The sequence below is a fragment of the Streptomyces sp. NPDC085931 genome, from assembly GCF_044540565.1.
Taxonomy (GTDB): domain Bacteria; phylum Actinomycetota; class Actinomycetes; order Streptomycetales; family Streptomycetaceae; genus Streptomyces.
On the sequence record NZ_JBITSK010000004.1, the window covers coordinates 432479 to 453458 of the forward strand.

The 20980-nt window shown below is 70.0% G+C and carries 14 protein-coding genes; 3 read left to right on the forward strand and 11 right to left on the reverse strand.

What is annotated here, in order from left to right:
- Window positions 1-16: 16 nt before the first annotated feature.
- From trxB to ACIGAN_RS10765, 6 genes are all read right to left on the reverse strand, one after another.
- Window positions 17-985, reverse strand: a complete 969-nt coding sequence (gene trxB, locus ACIGAN_RS10740) for a thioredoxin-disulfide reductase (RefSeq protein WP_309093697.1) — start codon at window positions 983-985, stop codon at window positions 17-19.
- Window positions 986-1152: 167 nt separating this feature from the next.
- Window positions 1153-2190 carry an anti-sigma factor family protein gene (locus ACIGAN_RS10745; RefSeq protein WP_399856701.1) on the reverse strand — a complete coding sequence of 346 codons (1038 nt, stop codon included), beginning with the start codon at window positions 2188-2190 and terminating at the stop codon, window positions 1153-1155.
- A complete protein-coding gene (sigM, locus tag ACIGAN_RS10750) occupies window positions 2187-2906 on the reverse strand; it encodes an RNA polymerase sigma factor SigM (protein ID WP_399856703.1) in 720 nt (239 codons plus the stop codon). Before sigM ends, ACIGAN_RS10745 begins: the two co-directional genes overlap by 4 nt.
- Before the next feature lie 24 nt (window positions 2907-2930).
- On the reverse strand, window positions 2931-4643 hold the full coding sequence (locus tag ACIGAN_RS10755) for a protein kinase family protein (protein ID WP_399856705.1): 1713 nt from the start codon (window positions 4641-4643) through the stop codon (window positions 2931-2933).
- 139 nt (window positions 4644-4782) lie between these two features.
- Window positions 4783-7053: a murein biosynthesis integral membrane protein MurJ gene (gene murJ, locus ACIGAN_RS10760; RefSeq protein WP_365736453.1), complete on the reverse strand. Its 2271-nt coding sequence runs from the start codon at window positions 7051-7053 to the stop codon at window positions 4783-4785.
- 43 nt (window positions 7054-7096) lie between these two features.
- Window positions 7097-9505 carry a DUF6049 family protein gene (locus tag ACIGAN_RS10765; protein WP_399856707.1) on the reverse strand — a complete coding sequence of 803 codons (2409 nt, stop codon included), beginning with the start codon at window positions 9503-9505 and terminating at the stop codon, window positions 7097-7099.
- Between the two features lie 258 nt (window positions 9506-9763).
- On the opposite strand from ACIGAN_RS10765, the gene ACIGAN_RS10770 reads away from it, so the two are divergent.
- Entirely contained in the window at window positions 9764-11209 is a 1446-nt protein-coding gene (locus ACIGAN_RS10770) for a CCA tRNA nucleotidyltransferase (protein WP_399856709.1), read from the forward strand.
- Window positions 11210-11328: 119 nt separating this feature from the next.
- On the opposite strand, the gene ACIGAN_RS10775 is transcribed toward ACIGAN_RS10770, so the two are convergent.
- The 4 genes from ACIGAN_RS10775 to ACIGAN_RS10790 form a co-directional block, all read right to left on the reverse strand.
- Window positions 11329-11838, reverse strand: a complete 510-nt coding sequence (locus ACIGAN_RS10775) for an LppU/SCO3897 family protein (RefSeq protein WP_365736459.1) — start codon at window positions 11836-11838, stop codon at window positions 11329-11331.
- A gap of 111 nt (window positions 11839-11949) precedes the next feature.
- A complete protein-coding gene (locus ACIGAN_RS10780; protein ID WP_399856711.1) occupies window positions 11950-13227 on the reverse strand; it encodes an MFS transporter in 1278 nt (425 codons plus the stop codon).
- Between the two features lie 89 nt (window positions 13228-13316).
- Window positions 13317-14399, reverse strand: a complete 1083-nt coding sequence (locus tag ACIGAN_RS10785; protein ID WP_365088557.1) for an inositol-3-phosphate synthase — start codon at window positions 14397-14399, stop codon at window positions 13317-13319.
- A gap of 44 nt (window positions 14400-14443) precedes the next feature.
- Entirely contained in the window at window positions 14444-15118 is a 675-nt protein-coding gene (locus ACIGAN_RS10790; protein WP_365736463.1) for a PadR family transcriptional regulator, read from the reverse strand.
- 801 nt (window positions 15119-15919) lie between these two features.
- On the opposite strand from ACIGAN_RS10790, the gene ACIGAN_RS10795 reads away from it, so the two are divergent.
- Window positions 15920-18190, forward strand: coding sequence for a transglycosylase domain-containing protein (locus ACIGAN_RS10795; RefSeq protein ID WP_399856814.1), 2271 nt, complete (start codon window positions 15920-15922; stop codon window positions 18188-18190).
- Window positions 18191-18309: 119 nt separating this feature from the next.
- Complete coding sequence (locus tag ACIGAN_RS10800) at window positions 18310-19821, forward strand: glycosyltransferase family 87 protein (protein WP_365088555.1); 1512 nt, start codon at window positions 18310-18312, stop codon at window positions 19819-19821.
- Window positions 19822-19905: 84 nt separating this feature from the next.
- Here the strand turns inward: ACIGAN_RS10800 and ACIGAN_RS10805 are convergent, their stop codons facing one another.
- Complete coding sequence (locus tag ACIGAN_RS10805) at window positions 19906-20937, reverse strand: alanine racemase (protein ID WP_399856714.1); 1032 nt, start codon at window positions 20935-20937, stop codon at window positions 19906-19908.
- Window positions 20938-20980 lie beyond the last annotated feature (43 nt).

The following is a 20980-nucleotide window of genomic DNA, read 5'->3' on the forward strand; positions in this document are numbered from 1 at the left end:
GGCGGGTAGGGAGGGGTCAGACAGCGGTCTTCTCGGGCTCCGGCTGCTCCTCGTCCGCGAGAGCGGCCAGGAAGCGCTCGGCGTCCAGAGCGGCGGAGCAGCCGGTCCCGGCCGCGGTGATCGCCTGCCGGTAGGTGTGGTCCACGACGTCACCGGCACCGAAGACGCCCGGCAGGTTCGTGCGCGTCGACGGCGCGTTCACCTTCAGATAGCCCTCTTCGTCGAGGTCGAGCTGACCCTTGAAGAGCTCGGTGCGCGGGTCGTGACCGATGGCGATGAACAGACCGGTCACCGGCAGGTCCGAGAGCTCGCCGGTCTTGAGGTTGCGCAGCTTCAGACCGGACAGCTTCGGGTCGCCCTGGATCTCGGCGACCTCGCTGTCCCACACGAACGAGATCTTCGGGTCGGCGAAGGCGCGCTCCTGCATGGCCTTGGAGGCACGCAGGGTGTCGCGCCGGTGGACCACGGTGACGGACTTGGCGAACCGGGACAGGAAGGTGGCTTCCTCCATCGCGGTGTCGCCACCGCCGATCACGGCGATGTCCTGGTCCTTGAAGAAGAACCCGTCACAGGTGGCACACCACGACACGCCACGACCGGAGAGCGCGTCCTCGTTCGGCAGACCGAGCTTGCGGTGCTGCGAGCCCGTCGCCACGATGACGGCCTTGGCCCGGTGGACCGTGCCGGCCGTGTCCGTGACGGTCTTGATCTCACCGGTCAGGTCGACGGCCACCACGTCGTCCGGGACGAGCTCGGCGCCGAAGCGCTCCGCCTGTGCGCGCATGTTGTCCATGAGCTCGGGGCCCATGATGCCGTCCTGGAAGCCCGGGAAGTTCTCGACGTCGGTGGTGTTCATGAGCGCACCACCCGCGGTCACGGCGCCCTCGAACACCAGGGGCTTCAGCGACGCGCGTGCGGTGTACAGCGCCGCCGTGTAACCGGCGGGCCCGGAGCCGATGATGATCACGTTACGGACGTCGCTCACGGCTTGATTCCTCGTCTCTGGACTGCGTCGTACGGCCGGTGGGAGCTTCTCTCGGAGCTCTCACCCCACCCAACGGATCCTAAGGGGCGCGCATTCCCGCTGTGTCCGGGCACACGGAGATGCGCCCCCGTGCCGGATACCACGTAGGGGGAAGACGCGGCGCCGGCTCAGGACGAGGGGTAGGAGCGCTCCAGGAGAACCGTGCCCTTGGACGCGGAGCCCTTCTGATCCACACAGGTGGCGTCGACGACGTACGCGGTGACGCGGGTCGCGTCGGCCGCGTCAGGAAGCAGCACGAGCATGGCCTTCTTCCCTTGGTAGCGGCCGTTCTCGACAGCGAGGGCGGCATCCTCACGCCCGAGGCCGTCACGCACGCAGCCGGGCACGACGACCTCCCTGAAGACCTTGGTCTTGTTGCCGCCGGGGGCGGTCGCCGCGCCGAAGGGAGTACGTGAACCGCCGTCCCCTTCGGTCTCGCTCTTGTTTTCGGAGAGGAGATCGGAGACCTGGTTCTTCAGCTGCCCCTCGGAGAAGGTGTCCGCGGGGCTGGTCTGCCCTCCGCCTGCCGTGTCACGGGTGGGCTCACCGTCGCCGAGGGAGGACAGCAGGACGGACCCCAGCCCGAACGCGGCGACGGTGAAGACGGTGCCCAGAACGGCGATCCTGCGCCGCCCGTTCCGGGTGCGTCCCTTGCGTCCCGGGCCGGTGGTCGAGGAGCGGGGGCGTCCGGCGGGCCGGTCGGGGGAGGACGATGTTTCACGTGAAACATGCGCACCGCTGTCGTCCTGCGCGCCGGATCCGACGTCGGAATCGGCGTCGTGATCGGCACCGGCGTCGTGATCGGACTCGGCACCGTGATCGGACTCGGCACCGTGATCGGGCTCGGCTGCAGCGTCCGCGGCGGGGGCACTTGTGGAGGCGGCCGGGCTGTCCGGGGCTTCCGGGCGCGTAGCCGTCAGCAGAGCCTCCGCGGCGAGAGCGGCATCGATGCGGCCGGCGACCTCGGCGGGCATGCGCGGGGGGCCCGGCAGGGTGCCGAGCAGCCCCCGGATCTCCTCCAGGGAGGCGTACACGTCGGCACAGAGTTCACACGCGTCGAGGTGCCGCCGCAGGTCACTGCTCCGGGTCGGTGGGAGGAGGCCCTCGGCGAGGTCGGAGATCTCCGAGACATCCGGGTGCCCGGCCATGTCTGTCGTCGACGTCACGCTCGTCCACCTCCGCCCTTCGCTACGGCTGAGTCGCTCGGTCCTGTGTCCGGCGGTTCCGCTGGGAGCGGCCCCGCTGCGGGTGGGACGGCCGACTCCGGCGTCCGGTTCCGTTCCGCGCCCGTCTTCTTGCCGCTGCTCTTCGGCCGGAGGTGGGTGAGCAGCGGCAGGAGTCTGGCTCTGCCGCGTGCGCACCGGCTCTTCACCGTGCCGGTCGGTACCTCGAGGATGCGGGCCGCCTCCGCGACGGGGTAGCCCTGCATGTCCACCAGGACCAGCGCAGCGCGCTGGTCGGCCGGCAGCGTGCCCAGCGCCTCGATGAGCTGCCGGTGCAGATCGTTGCGCTCGGCGGGGGCCGAGGCGGACTCGTGCGGCTCCAGCAGCTGCTCGAGCCGCTCGGGGTCGTCGACGGGAGAGGTCTTCCGGGAGGCGGCCTTGCGGGCCCGGTCCAGGCAGGCGTTCACCGTGATCCTGTGCAGCCAGGTCGTGACGGCCGACTGGCCCCGGAAGGTGTGGGCGGCCCGGTAGGCGGAGACCAGGGCGTCCTGGACCGCGTCAGCGGCCTCCTCGCGGTCCCCCAGTGTCCTCAGGGCGACCGCCCAGAGCCGATCGCGGTGGCGTCGGACGAGCTCACCGAAGGCGTCGGGATCACCCGCGACATGCCGGGCGAGGAGTTCCTGGTCCGTGGCACCGCTGTGCTCGGCGCGGTCCCCCATGGAACCCCTCCCCTCGGTCGGCTCTCAGCCCGTGAACTTCACTTCGGTGATGGCCTGCTTGTAACCCGGGTCGCTGAAGTTCGACGGGTCGGCGCCCGAGTACGGCAGCGCCGTCAGCCAGACGAGGACGTACCGGCTCTTGAGGGGCTTGTCCACGGTGACCTTCGCGGAGGTGCCGCTCGTCGTCGTGTCGCCGAGCTTCTTCATCGAGCTCAGCGGGACGGCGGAACCGAGGGAGTCGGTCGCGTACAGCTCCACCGTCGTGTGGTCACCGCCGTACCGGAGCGACAGGGACGCGGCCGAGACCTGCTGCTCGGATCCCAGGTCGTAGACGATGCCGACGCCGGGCTTTATCACCATCTTCGGACCGTCGAGGTAGCTGTTGGTCCGCCAGCCCGTGGACGCGTCGCCGTCGTAGGTCTTGCCCACGTCGGCGGCGTGCTGGGCCTCGCCCTTGGCGACGTACTCCTCGGAACCCTTGATCGCGAGCGGCTTCGGGGCCGGGCGGTTCTTGTTCTTGTCGCCGCCCTCGTTGTTCTGCGTCTTGGTCGGGTCGTCCGACGCGCCGCCCTGGTCCATGAGGGCGTCGGCCAGCTGCCAGCTGCCGAGACCCAGGGCGGCGATCAGCAGGGCGGACACGGCCCACTTCAGCGCCTTGCCGGTGCGGCTCTGCAGCGGGGGCGGCGGGGGCGCGATCGGCTGGGCGGCGCCGGGGGCCTGGCGGCCGTAGCTGCCCTGCTGGTAGGTCGTTCGCTGGTATTCGGGCGGGGCGGTGAACGCCGGCTCCGGCGGGCGGATGCGGGGCATCTCGCCGATCGCCTTGACCAGCTCCTCGGGCGTGGTGCACGGCGACTCGTGCCGCGAGGCGGTGGCGCCGTCGTTGGCGAGGGCGCGCATGGCGAGCTCGGACAGGCCGCGGTGCACACCGGCCCGCACCTGGTCCGGTGCGATGAGGCCGATGTCCTTGGGCAGCCCCGACAGCCCGTAGGCGTCGTTCTCGTACGGCCAGCGCTGGGTGAGCGCCGCGTACAGCAGGGCGCCGATGGCCTCGGTGTCGGTGCGCTGCGGGGTGTCGGACGAGATGCCGCGCAGGGCGGCGTTGACGGCGAGGCCGCGGATGCGCCACTGGCCGGTGGAGGCACGCAGGACGGCGTTGGGGTTCAGGCGCAGATGGGCGAGGCCCTCGCGGTGGGCGGCGGCCATGGCGGCGGTGACCTGGCTGACCATCTGGTAGGCGTCGTACGGCTCCAGCGGTCCGGAGGCGAGGAGGGTGGTCAGCTCCGTGGCGTCCGGGAGCCACTCGTGGACCACGTAGACGACGTCGTTCTCCTCCACCGCGTCCAGGACCTGGACGAAGCGCGGGTCGCCGAGGAGCGCGGAGGAGCGGGCGGCGGCCAGGACGGACCGGGCCCGTGGGTGGTCCGCGGGCAGGATGTGCACACCGACGGCACGGCGGAGCTTCTCGTCCACGGCACGCCAACTGCTGAAACCGTCCAGACGGGTGACGCACTCCTCGAGGCGGTAGCGCCTGGCGAGTTTGTGACCGCTGTGCAGTTCAGGCGTCGAGGTCTTCCCGGAACCGTCGGTCCGGGGGCTCTCCTGTGCCTCGTCGCTGTCCGTGTCCCGCTCCCGGTTCTTGGCCACCCCGTCGGCCGTGGACTGGTCCGCCTGTGCGGTCAGCGACGTGTCGCCGCTGTTGTCTGCCACGTCGACGGCAGCCGTACTCCGTTCCGCCACCGTCGTTCCTGCCTCCCCATCCCATGCGCGCCGGCCGGCAGCCGTTGCGCGCCGTCCGACGCCGAAACCAATTGTGCCCACAGTCCGCCGCTATGCACGACACGCGGTGGCTGACGATGGTTGTGTGCCTGCCCCCGCCCTAGCGTCCCAGGCGTCCGCGGACCATGCCGACCAGCGAGTTGAGTTCCTCGATGCGCATGCGGCGGGCGGCGACGAAGAAGACCCCGAGCAGCACGGCACCTCCGGCGAACACCGCGACGAGCGAGCCCGCGACGCCCTGGCCCAGCGTGTGGCCGATGCCGTAGACGGCCGCGCCGCTGAGCAGGGCCGCCGGGATCGACGCGATGCACAGCCGGGCGTAAGTCCGCAGGACGCGGGCGCCGTCGAGGTCTCCGCCGAGCCGCTTGCGCAGCCGGCGCCAGGCGACGCCGACGCCGATCGCGTAGGCCAGACCGTAGGAGGCCGCCATGCCGACCACGGCCCAGCGCGGCGGGATGACGAAGTAGCAGACCGCCGAGGCGCCGGCGTTCACCGCGGCCACGATGACCGTGTTGTAGAAGGGAGTTCGGGTGTCCTCGTAGGCGTAGAAGGCGCGCAGGACCACGTACTGCACGGAGTACGGGATCAGGCCGAGGCCGAACGCCATCAGCATGTACCCCATGTTGGTGGCTTCGCTGGTGCCGGAGGAGCCGAACATCAGCGTGCACATCGGGATGCCGAGCGAGAGGAATCCGAAGGCGATCGGCACGATCGCGACGGCCGTGTTGCGCAGGCCCTGGGAGATGTCGTCCCGGACCGCGCCGCCGTCGCCCTCCGCCGCCGAGCGCGACAGACGCGGCAGCAGGGCGGCCATGAGGGAGACGGTGATGATGGCCTGCGGCAGGCCCCAGATCAGCTGGGCGTTGGCGTAGGCGGCGAAGCCGGTGCCGTCGACGGGCGAGGCCTTGCCCGCCGCGGTGGACAGCTGGATGACGATCATGGCGCCCGCCTGGTTGGCGAGGACGAACAGCACCGTCCACTTGGCGAGTGTGACGGCCTTGCCCAGGCCCTGGCCCTTCCAGTCGAAGCGCAGCCGCAGCCGGAACCCGGTCTCGCGCAGGTAGGGGATCATCGCCAGTGCCTGGACCACGAGGCCGAGCAGGACGCCGACGCCGAGCAGGCGCTGGCCCTCCGGCGGGATGGTCGCCGCCTCCATCCCGGAGTCGGCGGCCGTGCCGTAGACGTAGATGAACATGCCCAGCGTCACGATGATGACGATGTTGTTCAGGACCGGGGTCCACATCATCGCGCCGAACCTGCCGCGCGCGTTGAGGATCTGGCCCATCACGACGTGGATGCCCATGAAGAAGATCGTGGGCAGGAAGAACTGGGCGAAGGTGATGGCGACCTGGTTCGCTGCCGGATCGCTGGCGACCCCGTTGGACAGCACGCGGATCAGCAGCGGCGCGCCGAGCACCGAGAGCGCGGTGAGTCCGCCGAGCGTGACGATGACCAGGGTCAGCAGACGGTTGGCGTAGGCCTCGCCGCCGTCCTCGTCCTCCTTCATGGCGCGCACCAGCTGCGGTACGAACACGGAGTTCAGACCGCCGCCGACGGTGAGGATGTAGATCATCGTCGGCAACTGGTAGGCGACCTGGAAGGTGTCACCGAGAAGGCCGACGCCCAGGGCCGACACGATCAGCGCCGAGCGGACGAAGCCCGTGAGGCGGGAGACCATCGTGCCCGCCGCCATCACGGCGCTGGACTTCATCAGGCCCCCGGCGCGGCTCGCCTTCTTCGGGGCGGGCGCGGCGGTGGACTCCGGGGCGGAGGGCTCGTCGGTCAGCGGTGCCGTCGCCGCGGTCTGCTCCGGTGCCGCGTACTGGCCCCGCGCCATGGGCGCCGGGGACGGTCCGGGAACCGAGGGCGACTCGTAGGAGGGGTGGCCGCTGCTCTGCTGCTGGTCGCGGAAGAGGTGCGCGAACGCGTCCGGCTCCTGGCGCGGCTCGCCCGCCTGGGAGACGAGGTCGTCCACGCCGACGAACTGAGTGGTGCGGGGGTCGTCGCCGTACGGCAGGTGCCGCGTCGGGCCCTCCGGCTCGGGCGCGGGCGTCTGGGCCCACACCCGCGGGTCGGGGGCGTACGGCGACTGCGGCGGCTGGGCGTACAGCTGCTGCTGGGGCGGGTAGGTGCCCGGGGCGGGCGGCGGGTGCGCGGCACGGTCGTAGAGCGCCTCGCCGACCGGGTCCTGGGCGGCGAGGTCGTGTGCCTGGTACGGGTCCGGGGCGTAGGCGTCCTGGAGGTACATGTCCGCGGGCGGCTGCGGCGGTACCTGGCCGTGCTCGGCCGGCGAGCCCTCGGGCCCGCCCGACTCGGGGTGGCCCGGGCTGCCCGCGGCACGGCCGCGGTCACCGTCGTACGGCGCGTTCATGGTTACCCCACCTCATCGTCCCGGGCCCACCGGCCACGACATCTCAACGGTCCACTCTCTCACCCGTGCCGGACGGGTCGGCGCTTTCCGCTGCGGTGTCCGGGGCCGGGTCACTCGGCTGCTCCGGGGCGCCTGCCCGGGAGCCGGCAGTGGTCTCCTCCGTGAGACGGTCACCGGCGGTGTGCGGGTTCTGCGGGGCGCCGGCCGTTTCCTGCGGGTCGCCGGCCGCCTGCTCGGGCTCGGCGGACTCTTCCGGCTCGGCGGTTTCCCGGGCGGCGGCGCGCTTGCGCTGGGTGTACATCCGGAAACCGGCCAGGACCAGCAGCAGGAAGCCGCCGCCGATGACCAGCATCACGGTGGGGGTGACCTCGGTCACCCGCACGTCGAAGGCGACCGGGTCGCCGTAGGGCCGGCCGTCCTCGGTGTACAGCTGGGCGACCACCTTGGCCTGTCCGTTGGCGTTGGCGGACGTGGTGAACTTCACCGACTGGCTGTGGCCGCCGTTGACCGCGACGGGCTGCTCCTCGTAGGGGTCGTCGCCGATCTTGAGGCGGGTCGGGTTCTGCGACGTGAGCCGCAGCTCCAGGTGTTCGACGCCCTGCACCAGGTTGTTCTGGACGGTCACCGGGATCGTGGCGCTGCGGCCGGAGAGCTTGGTCTCCGTCTTCTTGATCAGCCTGACGCCGCCGATGAGCCCGTCGAGGTAGGACTCGATGTCGCTGCGGTAGCCCATGGCCGCGACGCCCCGGCCGCGCCAGGACGTGGACATCTCGCGGTTCATGGCCCGGCCGAACGGCGTGACCACACGGGACTGGATGGTGAGGATCACCTTGAACTTGTCGAGCTTGCCCTGGGTCCTGGCGATCTGCTCGAACGCGTCCTGTCCCAGTTCCTGCCTGCGCAGGTCACGGGGGTAGTCCGACGCCGGCGGCACCTTCGTGTTGGCGGCGGGGTCGGGCTTGGCCTTGGCGGCGTCCGCGAGGTCCTGCGACTCGGACCAGTTACCGCCCTGCAGAGCTGCCAGGGCTTCCGCCATGGCCTGCGCCTGGCTGACGGTGGGCATGCGCGGGGGAGCGACGACGACGCTGCGCTGCTTGCCGGTCTGCAGGCCCAGCGTCAGGCTCTGGGCCAGGAAGCGCTGGACGGCGAGCGTGGACGCGGAGGGCTTCGTCAGATCGGCCTGGAACGGCGTGGACATCCTGGCGTCCGCCACGACCGCCGTGGTGCCGCCGCCGATGGGCCGGGCGGCGGAGGGCGTGTACGACAGGTTGTCCTGGAGGCTGTCGCCGCGGGCGATCACCTTGTCGGCGCCGGCGGATGTCGCGACCTTCACGATCGACGGGTCGATGGCACCGTCGACGGGCCAGGCGAAGTCCGTGTCCGGCTTCACATGGAGGATCGTCTCCACCGTGTCGTCGATGACGTCGGTGGCTTCCTTGAGGTGGCTCAGCGAACCGGTGACGCGCGTGCCGTTGTGGGCGAGGGAGGCCAGGTCGGGGTCGCCGAAGGGCAGGGCGACGACTTCCTTCCCGGCGACCGCCTGCTGGAGCTCGGTCAGCCAGGTGTTGGCGAGCTTCTGGTTCCTGCCGGGGGTGGTGGTGCCGTCCGCGGCGCGAACCTCGTAGCTCCTCGTCATGGCGTCGACGGAGGCCAGCAGGTCGGGGTCGACCACCCACGTGACGTCGAGGTCCTTGCCCAGCGACACCATCTGGTCCAGGCGGCCGCCCGGGGAGATCTCCTTCGCGAGCTCCTCGTCACGGAAGACCGGTGTCTGCTGCTCGTTCGACCCGGTCTCGGCCGCCATGTGCGACGCGGAGACCAGGGGCCACAGGAACGTGGTCCTCGTCTTCGTGCCGGCTTCCTCCGGCTGCCAGGGCAGGAACGTGCGCTGGATGCCCAGGATCCGGTCCCAGGGCTGTGCGGCCGTCTCCCCGGAGAGGGTGACGCCCAGCTGGTAGACACCGTCACCGCCGAGGTCCAGCTCGTCCACCGGTACGGAGATCGCGAAGGGCTCCTCGACGCCCGGCGTGAGCGTGGGGAACTTCTCGGTGTACTTCCCGCCGACCTCTTCGCCGAGAGGACCCTGGATGTCGTCGCTCTTCTTGGCCAGGGTGTCGATGGACGAGCGGGTGTCGACCTGGGGGCCCACCCGCAGGTCGACATGGGCGTCGGTGACCGCCTGCTTGCCGTGGTTGATGACCGTGCCCGACACCGTCACCGTGTCCCCTTCGGTGGGGACGCTGGGGGTGAGCGAGTCGACCGAGACGGAGACCGAGCCCGCGCCGGAGGCCGCCTGCGGGGATTCCTGGACCGCCGCGTCCGCGGGGGCCGCGGCGGGCAGCTGGAGGAGTCCGGCCAGCAGGGGCGCACCGGCGAGCAGTGCCCCGGTGCGCCGCAGCCACCGGCGGGCAGGTGAGGCACTGGTCCCCTGGAAGTCTGCCGCGTCGGCCACGCGCTCGCCCGTCCCTCGTCGTCGTCAGTGGTCGTCGGAATGTGCGTCCACGCATGGTAACGATGCGCGCTGAGGGGAAGTGCCGCGGTCCGCCCCACAAGATCGCGGGCCGATGCCCCCCTTGCCTGGTTTGCGGCCCTATGGAAGGGAGCGGTTCTTTACCGCTCAAGGGCAGCCCTTGTGCGGGTATGCAGGGAGGTGTCCCCGCCCGATATAGGGGGCGCTGAGGGGCGCCCGGGCCACGTACCCTCTTCTTTTGTGCCGAACGCCAACGAAGAAACGTCCAGTGTCCTGAGCCAGGTGCAGCACCGCGCGGTGAGTGAACTGCTGCGGGTCGCCCCTGTCGCCGACGACCTCGCCCGCCGCTTCCAGGAGGCCGGGTTCTCACTCGCCCTGGTCGGCGGCTCGGTCCGGGACGCGCTGCTGGGCCGGCTCGGCAACGATCTCGACTTCACGACCGACGCCCGCCCCCAGGACGTGCTCAAGATCGTGCGCCCGTGGGCGGACGCCGTCTGGGAGGTCGGGATCGCCTTCGGCACGGTCGGCGCCCACAAGGATGGCTACCAGATCGAGGTGACCACCTACCGGTCGGAGGCGTACGACCGGACCTCGCGCAAGCCCGAGGTGTCGTACGGCGACTCGATCGAGGAGGACCTCGTCCGCCGTGACTTCACCGTCAACGCGATGGCCGTCGCGCTGCCGGAGAAGGAGTTCGTCGACCCGCACGGGGGTCTGGAGGATCTCGCGGCGCGTGTCCTGCGCACCCCGGGCACGCCGCAGGACTCCTTCTCGGACGACCCGCTGCGGATGATGCGGGCTGCGCGCTTCGCGGCCCAGCTCGACTTCGAGGTCGCCCCCGAGGTCGTCGCCGCGATGAAGGAGATGGCCGGACGGATCGAGATCGTCTCGGCCGAGCGGGTCCGGGACGAGCTGAACAAGCTGATCCTCTCCCCGCACCCGCGCAAGGGCCTGTCGCTGCTCGTGGACAGCGGCCTCGCCGACCACGTGCTGCCCGAGCTGCCGGCCCTGCGCCTGGAGCGTGACGAGCACCACCGGCACAAGGACGTCTACGACCACACGCTGATCGTGCTGGAGCAGGCGATGGCGCTGGAGGAGGACGGTCCCGACCTGACGCTCCGGCTGGCCGCCCTGCTGCACGACATCGGCAAGCCGCGCACCCGGCGTTTCGAGAAGGACGGCCGGGTCTCCTTCCACCACCACGAGGTGGTCGGGGCGAAGATGACCAAGAAGCGCATGACCGCGCTGAAGTACTCCAACGAGCTTGTGAAGGACGTCTCCCGGCTCGTCGAGCTCCACCTGCGTTTCCACGGCTACGGCACCGGCGAGTGGACGGACTCCGCGGTCCGCCGCTATGTCCGGGACGCCGGCCCGCTCCTCGACCGGCTCCACAAGCTGACCCGCTCGGACTGCACCACGCGCAACAAGCGCAAGGCGGCGGCCCTGTCCCGGGCGTACGACGGGCTGGAGGAGCGGATCGCCCGGCTGCAGGAGCAGGAGGAGCTGGACTCCATCCGCCCCGACCTCGACGGCAACCAGATCATGGAGATCCTGGGCGTGGGCCCCGGCCCGGTCATCGGCCGCGCCTACAAGCACATGCTGGAGATGCGGCTGGAGCACGGGCCGATGGAGCATGACGCGGCCGTCGCGGTGCTCAAGGAGTGGTGGGCCGAGCAGGAGGGCTGAGCCTGTGGAACGGGGTCATGTTTCACGTGAAACATGACCCCGAACCGAACCGGCCGGGAGCCGGAGACAGCACAAGGGGCGGTGTTTCACGTGAAACACCGCCCCTCTCCGCGTCCGCGTTACTTGTAGTCCTTCAGGCAGAGCAGGAAGTCCTTGCCGTCACCGCTCTCGGTGTAGGTGTACTGGAAGTCCTTGGCCTCGGCCTCGCACTTGCTCGACGCCAGGGTCTCCGTGAGGTACGCGCCCTCGATCTTGGCCAGCACCTTGAACTGGGCCTTGGCGTCGCTGCACTCGACGACCTCGAGATCCGGGTTGTTGTCGTTGGTGCTGCCACGGTGCATGCAGTCACCGACGGCCGCCGTGTTGGCGTCGTCCCGGCTGGTGATCCAGCCGCCGATGGCGATGCCCGCCACCGCGACGACGATCACGATGTTCTTGATGGTCTTGAAGCTCAGCTTGCGGCCGGACGGCTGCGGCGGAACCGGGGCGTACGGACCCGCGCCCTGGGGCGGGATGCCGGGCTGGCCGGGCTGCTGGGGGTAGCCGCCCTGCGGCGGGTACGGAGCCTGGGGCTGACCCGCGGGCTGGTTCTGCGCGAACGGGTTGCCCTGGGGCGGCGGAGTAGACACTTGGGGGTCCCCCTAAAAAACATGGATGAGTGACGCGAACATGTCGCGAGATAAGACCCACGTAAGGTAGCGGTCCGCACTGACAACGCAGTAGTCAGGAGTGGCTCTGTGTCATTGATGTGACACTGACTCGCGGCCAAATCGGGCCATAGCCGTAGCTACTGTCGCGTAGATAACGGCGATTGTGATCACCAGCGGCACGGATCGGCCGTCCGGCGGCAGCATCAGGGCGGCCACGGCGGCCGCCCCGACGAAGAAGACGTTGAACAGGACGTCGTAAACGGAGAAGATCCGGCCACGGAAGCCGTCGTCGACAGAGGACTGGACGATGGTGTCGGTGGCGATCTTCGCGCCCTGCGTGGTCAGGCCCAGGACGAACGCGGCGACGATCAGGGGCACGGTGGCGAACGGCAGCCCGAGAGCGGGCTCCAGCAGGGCTGCGGCTCCGGCGCACACGACGATCCAGCGGCCCGGACCGAGCCGTCCCGCGGTCCAGGGCGTCACCACCGCCGCCGCGAAGAAGCCGGCGCCCGAGACGCCCAACGCGAGTCCCAGCAGGGCGAGTCCGTCGTCCGTGGTCGAGGTGAGCGCGTACCGGCAGAGCATCAGCAGCATCACGAGCAGGGCGCCGTAGCAGAACCGCATCAGGGACATCGCCGCGAGGGCCCAGGCGGCCTCCCGGCGGGGCGGTGCGGCCAGGTGCCGTACGCCTGCCGCGAGTTCGCGCAGCGTGCCGGTGAGCGCGTCGCCGATCCGCACGCGCGCCGCGCTCCGGTCGGGGCCGAGGAGGTCGCGGCCCATCCTCAGCGTCGCCAGGGCCGCGCACAGGTACAGCCCGGCCGCCACGAGCACCACGGCGGCGTCCGAGTCCGCCACCACCAGGCGGACGGCGAAGGCGAGGCCGCCGCCCGCGGTGGCCGCCAGCGTCCCGGCCGTCGGGGAGAGGGAGTTGGCGAGGACGAGGCGTTCGGCGTCGACCACGCGCGGCAGGGCGGCGGAGAGGCCGGACAGGACGAAGCGGTTGACGGCCGTGACGCACAGGGCGGAGACGTAGAAGAGCCAGTCCGGCGCCGGGCTCAGTATCAGCAGGGCCGTCGCGCAGGCCAGCAGAGCGCGCAGCAGGCTGCCGTGGAGCAGGACCTGACGGCGCCGCCAGCGGTCGAGCAGGACGCCGGCGAAGGGGCCGACGAGCGAGTACGGGAGCAGCAGGACGGCCATCGCGGAGGCGATCGCGGCCGCCGAGGTCTGTCTCTCCGGGGAGAAGACGACGTAGGCGGCGAGCGCGACCTGGTACACACCGTCGGCGCCCTGGGAGAGCAGGCGGACGGCGAGCAGGCGCCGGAAGCCCTGGAAGCGCAGCAGTACGCGCAGGTCACGGACGACGGCCATGGGGACCAGCCTCACATACGGGGAGGGTCCCCGGGTCATACGACCCGGGGACCCTCACAGCCCTGGCAGGAGCGACTGGTTGCGGCGCGTCAGCGCTCGACCTCACCCTTGATGAACTTCTCGACGTTCTCGCGGGCCTCGTCGTCGAAGTACTGCACGGGCGGGGACTTCATGAAGTAGCTCGACGCCGACAGGATCGGGCCGCCGATGCCGCGGTCCTTGGCGATCTTCGCGGCGCGCAGGGCGTCGATGATGACGCCGGCGGAGTTCGGGGAGTCCCAGACCTCGAGCTTGTACTCCAGGTTCAGCGGGACGTCACCGAAGGCGCGGCCCTCCAGGCGGACGTAGGCCCACTTGCGGTCGTCGAGCCAGGCGACGTAGTCGGACGGGCCGATGTGCACGTTGCCCTCGCCCAGTTCGCGGTCGCGGATCTGGGAGGTGACGGCCTGCGTCTTGGAGATCTTCTTCGACTCGAGGCGGTCGCGCTCGAGCATGTTCTTGAAGTCCATGTTGCCGCCGACGTTCAGCTGCATCGTGCGGTCCAGGATGACGCCCCGGTCCTCGAACAGCTTCGCCATGACGCGGTGCGTGATGGTGGCGCCGACCTGCGACTTGATGTCGTCACCGACGATCGGGACGCCCGCCTCGGTGAACTTGTCGGCCCACTCCTTGGTGCCGGCGATGAAGACCGGGAGGGCGTTGACGAAGGCGACCTTGGCGTCGATGGCGCACTGGGCGTAGAACTTCGCCGCGTCCTCGGAGCCGACGGGCAGGTAGCAGACCAGGACGTCGACCTGCTGGTCCTTGAGGACCTGGACGACGTCGACGGGCTCCTCGGCGGACTCCTCGATGGTCTCGCGGTAGTACCGGCCGAGGCCGTCGAGGGTGTGGCCGCGCTGGACCGTCACACCGGTGCGGGGCACGTCGCAGATCTTGATGGTGTTGTTCTCGGAGGCGCCGATGGCGTCCGCGAGGTCGAGACCGACCTTCTTGGCGTCCACGTCGAACGCGGCGACGAACTCGACGTCGCGGACGTGGTAGTCGCCGAACTGGACGTGCATCAGGCCCGGCACCCTGGCCGCCGGGTCGGCGTCCTTGTAGTACTCGACTCCCTGCACCAGCGACGCGGCGCAGTTGCCCACGCCGACGATGGCTACGCGAACCGAACCCATTCCGGTTGCTCCCTGTGTGTACGAGTGAGGCCCGCGGCGGGCTCTCACGTGGCGGTGTCGTCGGGCGTATCCGGACGGGGGTCGTCCCCCGGCCGGGGCAGGACGCCCGACGCTCCAGATGTGGTGTCACGCGAGGCGGGGTCCCCGGAGGCGGGCCCCTTGAGGTCCCGTCCCGCCCGCTCGCTCTCGATGAGCTCGTTCAGCCAGCGCACCTCGCGCTCCACGGACTCCATCCCGTGGCGCTGAAGCTCGAGCGTGTAGTCGTCGAGTCGCTCGCGGGTCCGGGCCAGGGAGGCGCGCATCTTCTCCAGGCGCTCCTCCAGCCGGCTGCGGCGCCCTTCCAGTACGCGCATGCGGACATCGCGTGAGGTCTGCCCGAAGAACGCGAAACGGGCGGCGAAGGTCTCGTCCTCGTAGGCGTCGGGCCCGGTCTGCGAGAGCAGCTGCTCGAAGTGTTCCTTACCTTCCGCCGTCAACCGGTAGACGATCTTGGCGCGGCGGCCGGTCAGGGGCACGGCCTCGGACTCGTTCCCCGGTTCCTCGATCAACCAGCCGTTGGCGACCAGCGTCTTGAGGCAGGGGTAGAGCGTCCCGTAGCTGAACGCGCGGAACACGCCCAAGGACGTGTTGAGGCGTTTGCGCAGCTCGTAGCCGTGCATCGGAGATTCGCGGAGCAGGCCGAGTACGGCGAACTCGAGGATGCCGGAACGCCGGCTCATCGTCGCCTCCTCCCCGCCCGGTATGCGGGTCTCCGTCCATGTATCGCTCCGATGTCTCGGAGCGATGTGTCGAGCTGATGTATCGACTCGATACATCACGACGATAGAACGGCCTTCCGCATGCGACAAGAGGGGGTGTGGTGAACGGGATCACATCACTGATTCATCGGACACGAGTTGCCTGATTTGAGGTGAACTTCGGGGCTCGGCGGGTTTTGACGGTGCGTAGTCTGTGCGCCATGCACATCACCGGGAACCGAGTGACGCGCGAGAGCGTCGTCGTCTTCGGTGTAGTACGGGTGCATGCGGGACCGATGAATGCGGAGCCGACCGCATCCGTACTTCGGGGGGACCGGAAACCAGCCGCCGTTTCCAGGCGCGCAAGGGTGCGCCTGCCCGAGGAGTAGTCGTTCGATGAGCGAGCACCGTCGCAAACCGCCGCAGCCGCAGGGAGGCGGACGTGCCGCGGCCCGACGCGGCCAGTCCGGCTCGTCCTCCGGCCGCCGAGCGGCACCGCGAGGCGCCACCGGGTCTCCGTCCGACTCCTATGGGTCGGACTCCTACGGCTCGGGGGGGGAGGAGCGTGCGTACGGCGGCCGTGCCGAGGCCCGGCGTGCGGCGCAGAGAAGTGGGGGCGGCCGCCGCAGGGTGGCCGAACCGCCGCGAGGCGGCCGGCGTGGCGCAGCCATGGGCGCGGCCGGGGCAGCCGCCGGCCGGGGGCGGGGGCGTGGGGCCGCCGTGTCCGACAAGAAGCGGCTGATCGACTATCCGCGGGCCGGCAAATACGGCTGGCAGCGCTGGATGCCGTCCTGGAAGCTCGTCTCCGGCCTGTGCATCGGCTTCTTCGGCAGCCTGGTGGCCGTGGCGGGCATCGGCTACGCCATGGTGGGCGTCCCCACCGAGGAGAACGCGGCGGCCCGGTCGCAGAACAACGTCTACCTGTGGTCCAACGGCCAGCAGATGGTCGCGACGGGCAGTGGCCAGAACCGGCAGAACGTCACGATCGACCGGATCCCGAAGGCCATGCAGGACGCGGTGATCTCGGCCGAGAACAAGACCTTCTACGAGGACTCGGGCGTCGACCCCATGGGCATCGCGCGAGCCCTGGCGAACATGGCGCGGGGCGGTGACACCCAGGGCGGCTCCACGATCACCCAGCAGTTCGTGAAGAACACGTACCTGAGCCAGGAGCAGACGGTCTCCCGCAAGTTCAAGGAGATGTTCATCTCCATCAAGGTGGGCACGAAGCTCGGCAAGAAGGAGATCCTCCAGGGCTACCTCAACACCTCGTACTACGGGCGGGGCGCCTACGGCATCCAGGCCGCCGCGCAGACGTACTACGGCAAGGACGCGCACCAGCTCGAGCCGAGCGAGTGCGCCTTCCTCGCGGCGCTGCTCAAGGGCCCGACGTACTACGACCCGGCGGGCAACGAGAGCCTGGACCCGGCGGCGAGCAGGGACGCCAACCTCAAGCGGTCCAAGGAGCGCTGGGCCTGGATCCTCGAGCAGATGCACAACGACGACAAGCTCACGGACGAGCAGTACCAGAAGGCGATCAAGAGGTACCCCACGCCGCAGGGCCGCAAGGCCACCAAGGGCATGACCGGTCAGATCAGCTACCTGGTGGACACGGCCAAGAAGTACGTCCTGAACCACTCCAACATCACGGAGCAGCAGTTCGACCAGGGCGGCTACCAGATCAAGACGACCTTCGAGAAGAGCAAGGTCGAGGCCTTGGCCAGGGCCGTGAAGAAGATCGAGAAGGAGAAGCTGGACCCGGAGAAGCGCGAGCTGGACAAGCACGTCCAGTTCGGCGCGGCGTCGGTGAAGCCCAAGGACGGTGCGATCGTCGCCCTCTACGGTGGTGCCGGCTACGAGAACGGCCACTTCAACAACAACGCGGACACCTCGGGTGTCCCCGTCGGTTCGACGTGGAAGCCGTTCGTGCTCGCCGCGGCCATGGAGCACGGGACCTACCGCAGTGACGGTCCGCTCTCGCCGATGAGCAAGTACAACGGCAACGACCGTCTGAAGGTCCTGAACAACGACGGCTCGTACGTCCTGAAGAAGGACAACACGCCGTTCCTGCAGAAGAACGAGAGCGACCGCGCCTGGGGCTACATCACCCTTCGCAAGGCGATGGAGCAGTCCGTCAACACGCCGTTCGTGCAGCTCGGCATGGACGTGGGGATGAGGAACGTGCGGGACGTGGCCGAGAGGGCCGGCATCCTGGACGGCAGCTTCGCCACGCTCAACCCGTCGTTCGCGCTCGGTACGTCCACCCCCAGCGCGATCCGCATGGCCGACGCCTACGCGACGTTCGCCGCCGCCGGCAAGCAGGCCGCTCCGTACTCGGTGACCAGCGTCAAGTTCAACGGTGAGGAGATCGGCGGCTTCACCAAGCCGAGGATCACGCAGGCGATGCCCGAGAACGTGGCCAACAACGTCACGGACGTCCTGGAGAACGTCATCCAGAACGGCACGGGCCAGAAGGCGCTGGCGCTGGGCCGTACGGCGGCCGGCAAGACCGGTACGACGGACGAGAACAAGTCGGCCTGGTTCGTCGGCTACACGCAGCAGCTGTCGACCTCGGTCGCGATGTTCCGTGAGGATCCCAAGAGCGCCAAGCTGCTCTCCATGAACGGCACAGCGGGTGAGAAGTCCATCCACGGTGGTGACGTCCCGACGCTGGTGTGGACCGAGTACATGAAGGCCGCGCTCAAGGGCGAGCCCGACCCCGGCTTCCCCGCCGCCGAGCCGATCGGCGACGTCCAGGACGCGGTCGGTGCCCCGTCGCCCACCCCGACCCCCAGTGAGCAGCCGAGCGAGACGCCGAGCGAGACGCCGAGCGCCACGCCCAGCGAGACGCCGACCTCTCCCTCGCCCACGCCGAGCGACACCTGTGGCTTCTTCGGCTGTGAGGAGGAGAACGGCGGCCAGAACGGTGGCGAGGACAACGGGGGCACGGACGGAGGAGCGAGTACCGAGCCCAGCCCGACCGGTACCGACCTGGACGGCGGCAACACCAGAGGCAATGGCAACGGGGGCATCTTCGGAGGCCCCGCCGGATAGCCGACCGATCGCCCGGCTTGGGTGTTTCACGTGAAACACGCTGTTTCACGTGAAACAAGGGCCGCCGTACCTTCCCGGGTACGGCGGCCCTCGACGTTTTTCCGGACCCGTACGGCAGGATGTGCGACATGCCCAGCGCAGAAACGACGCCAGCGAGCGTCCACGAGCCGGACCCGGTGCGGCCGACGCACGAGGACAAGGTCGCCGCGGCCGGCAGCGAGCTGATCGGCGGCCCGCTCGGGCGGCGCGCCCTGCTCGGGGCGTCCTGGTGGACTCCCGTCCGGGTGATCGCCCTGGTGGCGATCGGGATGTTCGCCCTCGGCCTGGTCCAGAAGGCGCCCTGCTACAACGGCGCCTGGTTCTTCGGCGCCAGCTCCCAGTACACGCACGCCTGTTACTCGGACATTCCGCACCTCTACCAGGGGCGCGGTTTCGCCGACGGGCTCGTGCCGTACTTCGACCGGCTCCCCGGCGACATGCAGTACCTGGAGTACCCGGTGCTGACCGGCGTCTTCATGGAGGTCGCCTCCTGGCTCACGCCCGGCAGCGGCACCATCCAGGACCAGGAACAGTGGTACTGGATGGTCAACGCCGGGATGCTCATGGTCTGCGCGTCCGTCATCGCCGTCTGCGTGACCCGCACTCACGCCCGGCGCCCCTGGGACGGCCTGCTGGTCGCCCTGGCACCCGCCTTCGCGCTGACGGCGACGATCAACTGGGACCTGCTGGCGGTCGCTCTGACGGCCGCCGCGATGCTGATGTGGTCCCGCGGCCGCTCCCTGGCCTTCGGCGTCCTGCTGGGGCTGGCCACGGCCGCCAAGCTGTACCCCTTCCTGCTGCTCGGGCCGCTGCTGGTGCTGTGCTGGCGCGCCGGCCGCTGGCGCGAGTTCGCCACGGCCGTGGGCGGCGCGGTCGTGGCCTGGATCGTCGTCAACGGTCCGGTGATGCTCTTCGCCTTCGAAGGCTGGTCGAAGTTCTACACGTTCAGCCAGGAGCGGGGCGTCGACTTCGGCTCGTTCTGGCTGATCATGGCCCAGAACTCGGACGACCCACTTGCCACCGACACCGTCAACACCCTGGCGACGCTGCTGATGCTGGTGTGCTGCGCGGGTGTCGCGGCCCTCGCGCTGACCGCTCCGCGCCGTCCGCGGTTCGCCCAGCTCGCCTTCCTGATCGTCGCGGCGTTCATCCTCACCAACAAGGTCTACTCGCCCCAGTACGTGCTGTGGCTGGTGCCGCTGGCCGCCCTCGCCCGGCCCAAGTGGCGGGATTTTTTGATCTGGCAGGCCTGCGAGGTGGCGTACTTCCTGGGGATCTGGCTGTACCTCGCGTACACGACCAGCGGGGACGCCCACAAAGGGCTGCCCACCGACGGCTACCACTGGGCCATCGCCCTGCATCTGCTGGGCACGCTCTACCTCTGCGTGATGGTCGTACGCGACATCTTCCTGCCGGAGCGCGACCCGGTGCGCCGGTCGGGCGACGACGACCCCTCGGGCGGGGTCCTCGACGGCGCCGAGGACGTGTTCGTCCTCGGTCCCGCGGCCCGCTCCCGCCGGCAGGCGGAGGCCCATGCCGCGGGGACGCCCATCGAGTGGGGCAAGCGGGACGCCGCGGGCGGTTCGCTCTGAGCGAACGCAGCGCGGCGTAGGCGCCGGTCATGCGGAAGGCCGTACAGGGAGACCCTGTACGGCCTTCTCGTCGGCGTGTGGCGGTCAGCGGTCCACGAGCCGGTCGAACTGCGTGGTGGTGTGCCGCAGATGGGCCACCAGCTCGTCGCCGACCTTCGGCTCGGGCGCGTCCGCGGGGACGAACAGGATCGACACCTGCATGTGCGGCGGTTCGGCGAACCAGCGCTGCTTGCCGCCCCAGACGAAGGGAGAAAGGTTCCGGTTCACCGTCGCCAGGCCGGCGCGGGCGACGCCCTTGGCGCGCGGCATGACCCCGTGCAGCGCCTTCGGGGCCTCCAGGCCCACCCCGTGCGACGTTCCGCCCGCCACGACCACCAGGAAGCCGTCGGAGGCGGCCTTCTGTTGCCGGTAGCCGAAGCGGTCGCCCTTGGCGACGCGCGTGACGTCGAGGACGGCGCCGCGGTACTCGGTGGCGTCGTGGTCCCCCAGCCACAGCCGCGTGCCGATACGGGCCCGGAACCGGGTCTGCGGGAACTGCTGCTGGAGCCGGACGAGATCCTCGGCCTTGAGGTGGCTGACGAACATCGTGTGCAGCGGCAGCCGGGCCGCGCGCAGCCGATCCATCCAGCCGATGACCTCCTCGACCGCGTCCGACCCGTCGGTGCGATCCAGGGGCAGGTGGAGGGCGAAACCCTCCAGCCGGACGTTCTCGATGGCGGCGTGCAGCTGGGCCAGGTCCTCCTCGCCGATGCCGTGCCGCTTCATCGAGGACATCACCTCGATCACCACACGGGCGCCGACGAGGCCGTACACACCGTCTATCGACGAGACCGAGCGGATCACCCGGTCCGGCAGCGGCACCGGCTCCTCGCCGCGCCGGTAGGGCGTCAGCACCAGCAGGTCCCCGCTGAACCAGTCCTTGATCCGGGCGGCTTCGTACGTCGTGCCGACGGCCAGGACGTCCGAGCCCAGCCGCGTGGCCTCCTCCGCCAGCCGCTCGTGCCCGAAACCGTAGCCGTTGCCCTTGCAGACCGGCACGAGGCCGGGGAACTGCTCCTGCACGTGCTTGTGGTGCGCCCGCCAGCGCGCGGTGTCGACGTAGAGCGTGAGCGCCATGGCCGGACCTGGAACCTTTCTCGTGGTCGCCGTGAATCAGCGT

Bases quoted from the DNA above. Each gene is read 5' to 3' on its own strand.
- murJ (WP_365736453.1), bottom strand. From the start codon at position 7,053: ATGAACGCGCCGTACGACGGTGACCGCGGCCGTGCCGCGGGCAGCCCG.
- ACIGAN_RS10795 (WP_399856814.1), top strand. From the start codon at position 15,920: ATGCCGTCCTGGAAGCTCGTCTCCGGCCTGTGCATCGGCTTCTTCGGC.
- ACIGAN_RS10805 (WP_399856714.1), bottom strand. From the start codon at position 20,937: ATGGCGCTCACGCTCTACGTCGACACCGCGCGCTGGCGGGCGCACCAC.
- sigM (WP_399856703.1), bottom strand. From the start codon at position 2,906: ATGGGGGACCGCGCCGAGCACAGCGGTGCCACGGACCAGGAACTCCTC.
- ACIGAN_RS10790 (WP_365736463.1), bottom strand. From the start codon at position 15,118: ATGAGCCGGCGTTCCGGCATCCTCGAGTTCGCCGTACTCGGCCTGCTC.
- ACIGAN_RS10785 (WP_365088557.1), bottom strand. From the start codon at position 14,399: ATGGGTTCGGTTCGCGTAGCCATCGTCGGCGTGGGCAACTGCGCCGCG.
- ACIGAN_RS10780 (WP_399856711.1), bottom strand. From the start codon at position 13,227: ATGGCCGTCGTCCGTGACCTGCGCGTACTGCTGCGCTTCCAGGGCTTC.
- ACIGAN_RS10800 (WP_365088555.1), top strand. From the start codon at position 18,310: ATGTGCGACATGCCCAGCGCAGAAACGACGCCAGCGAGCGTCCACGAG.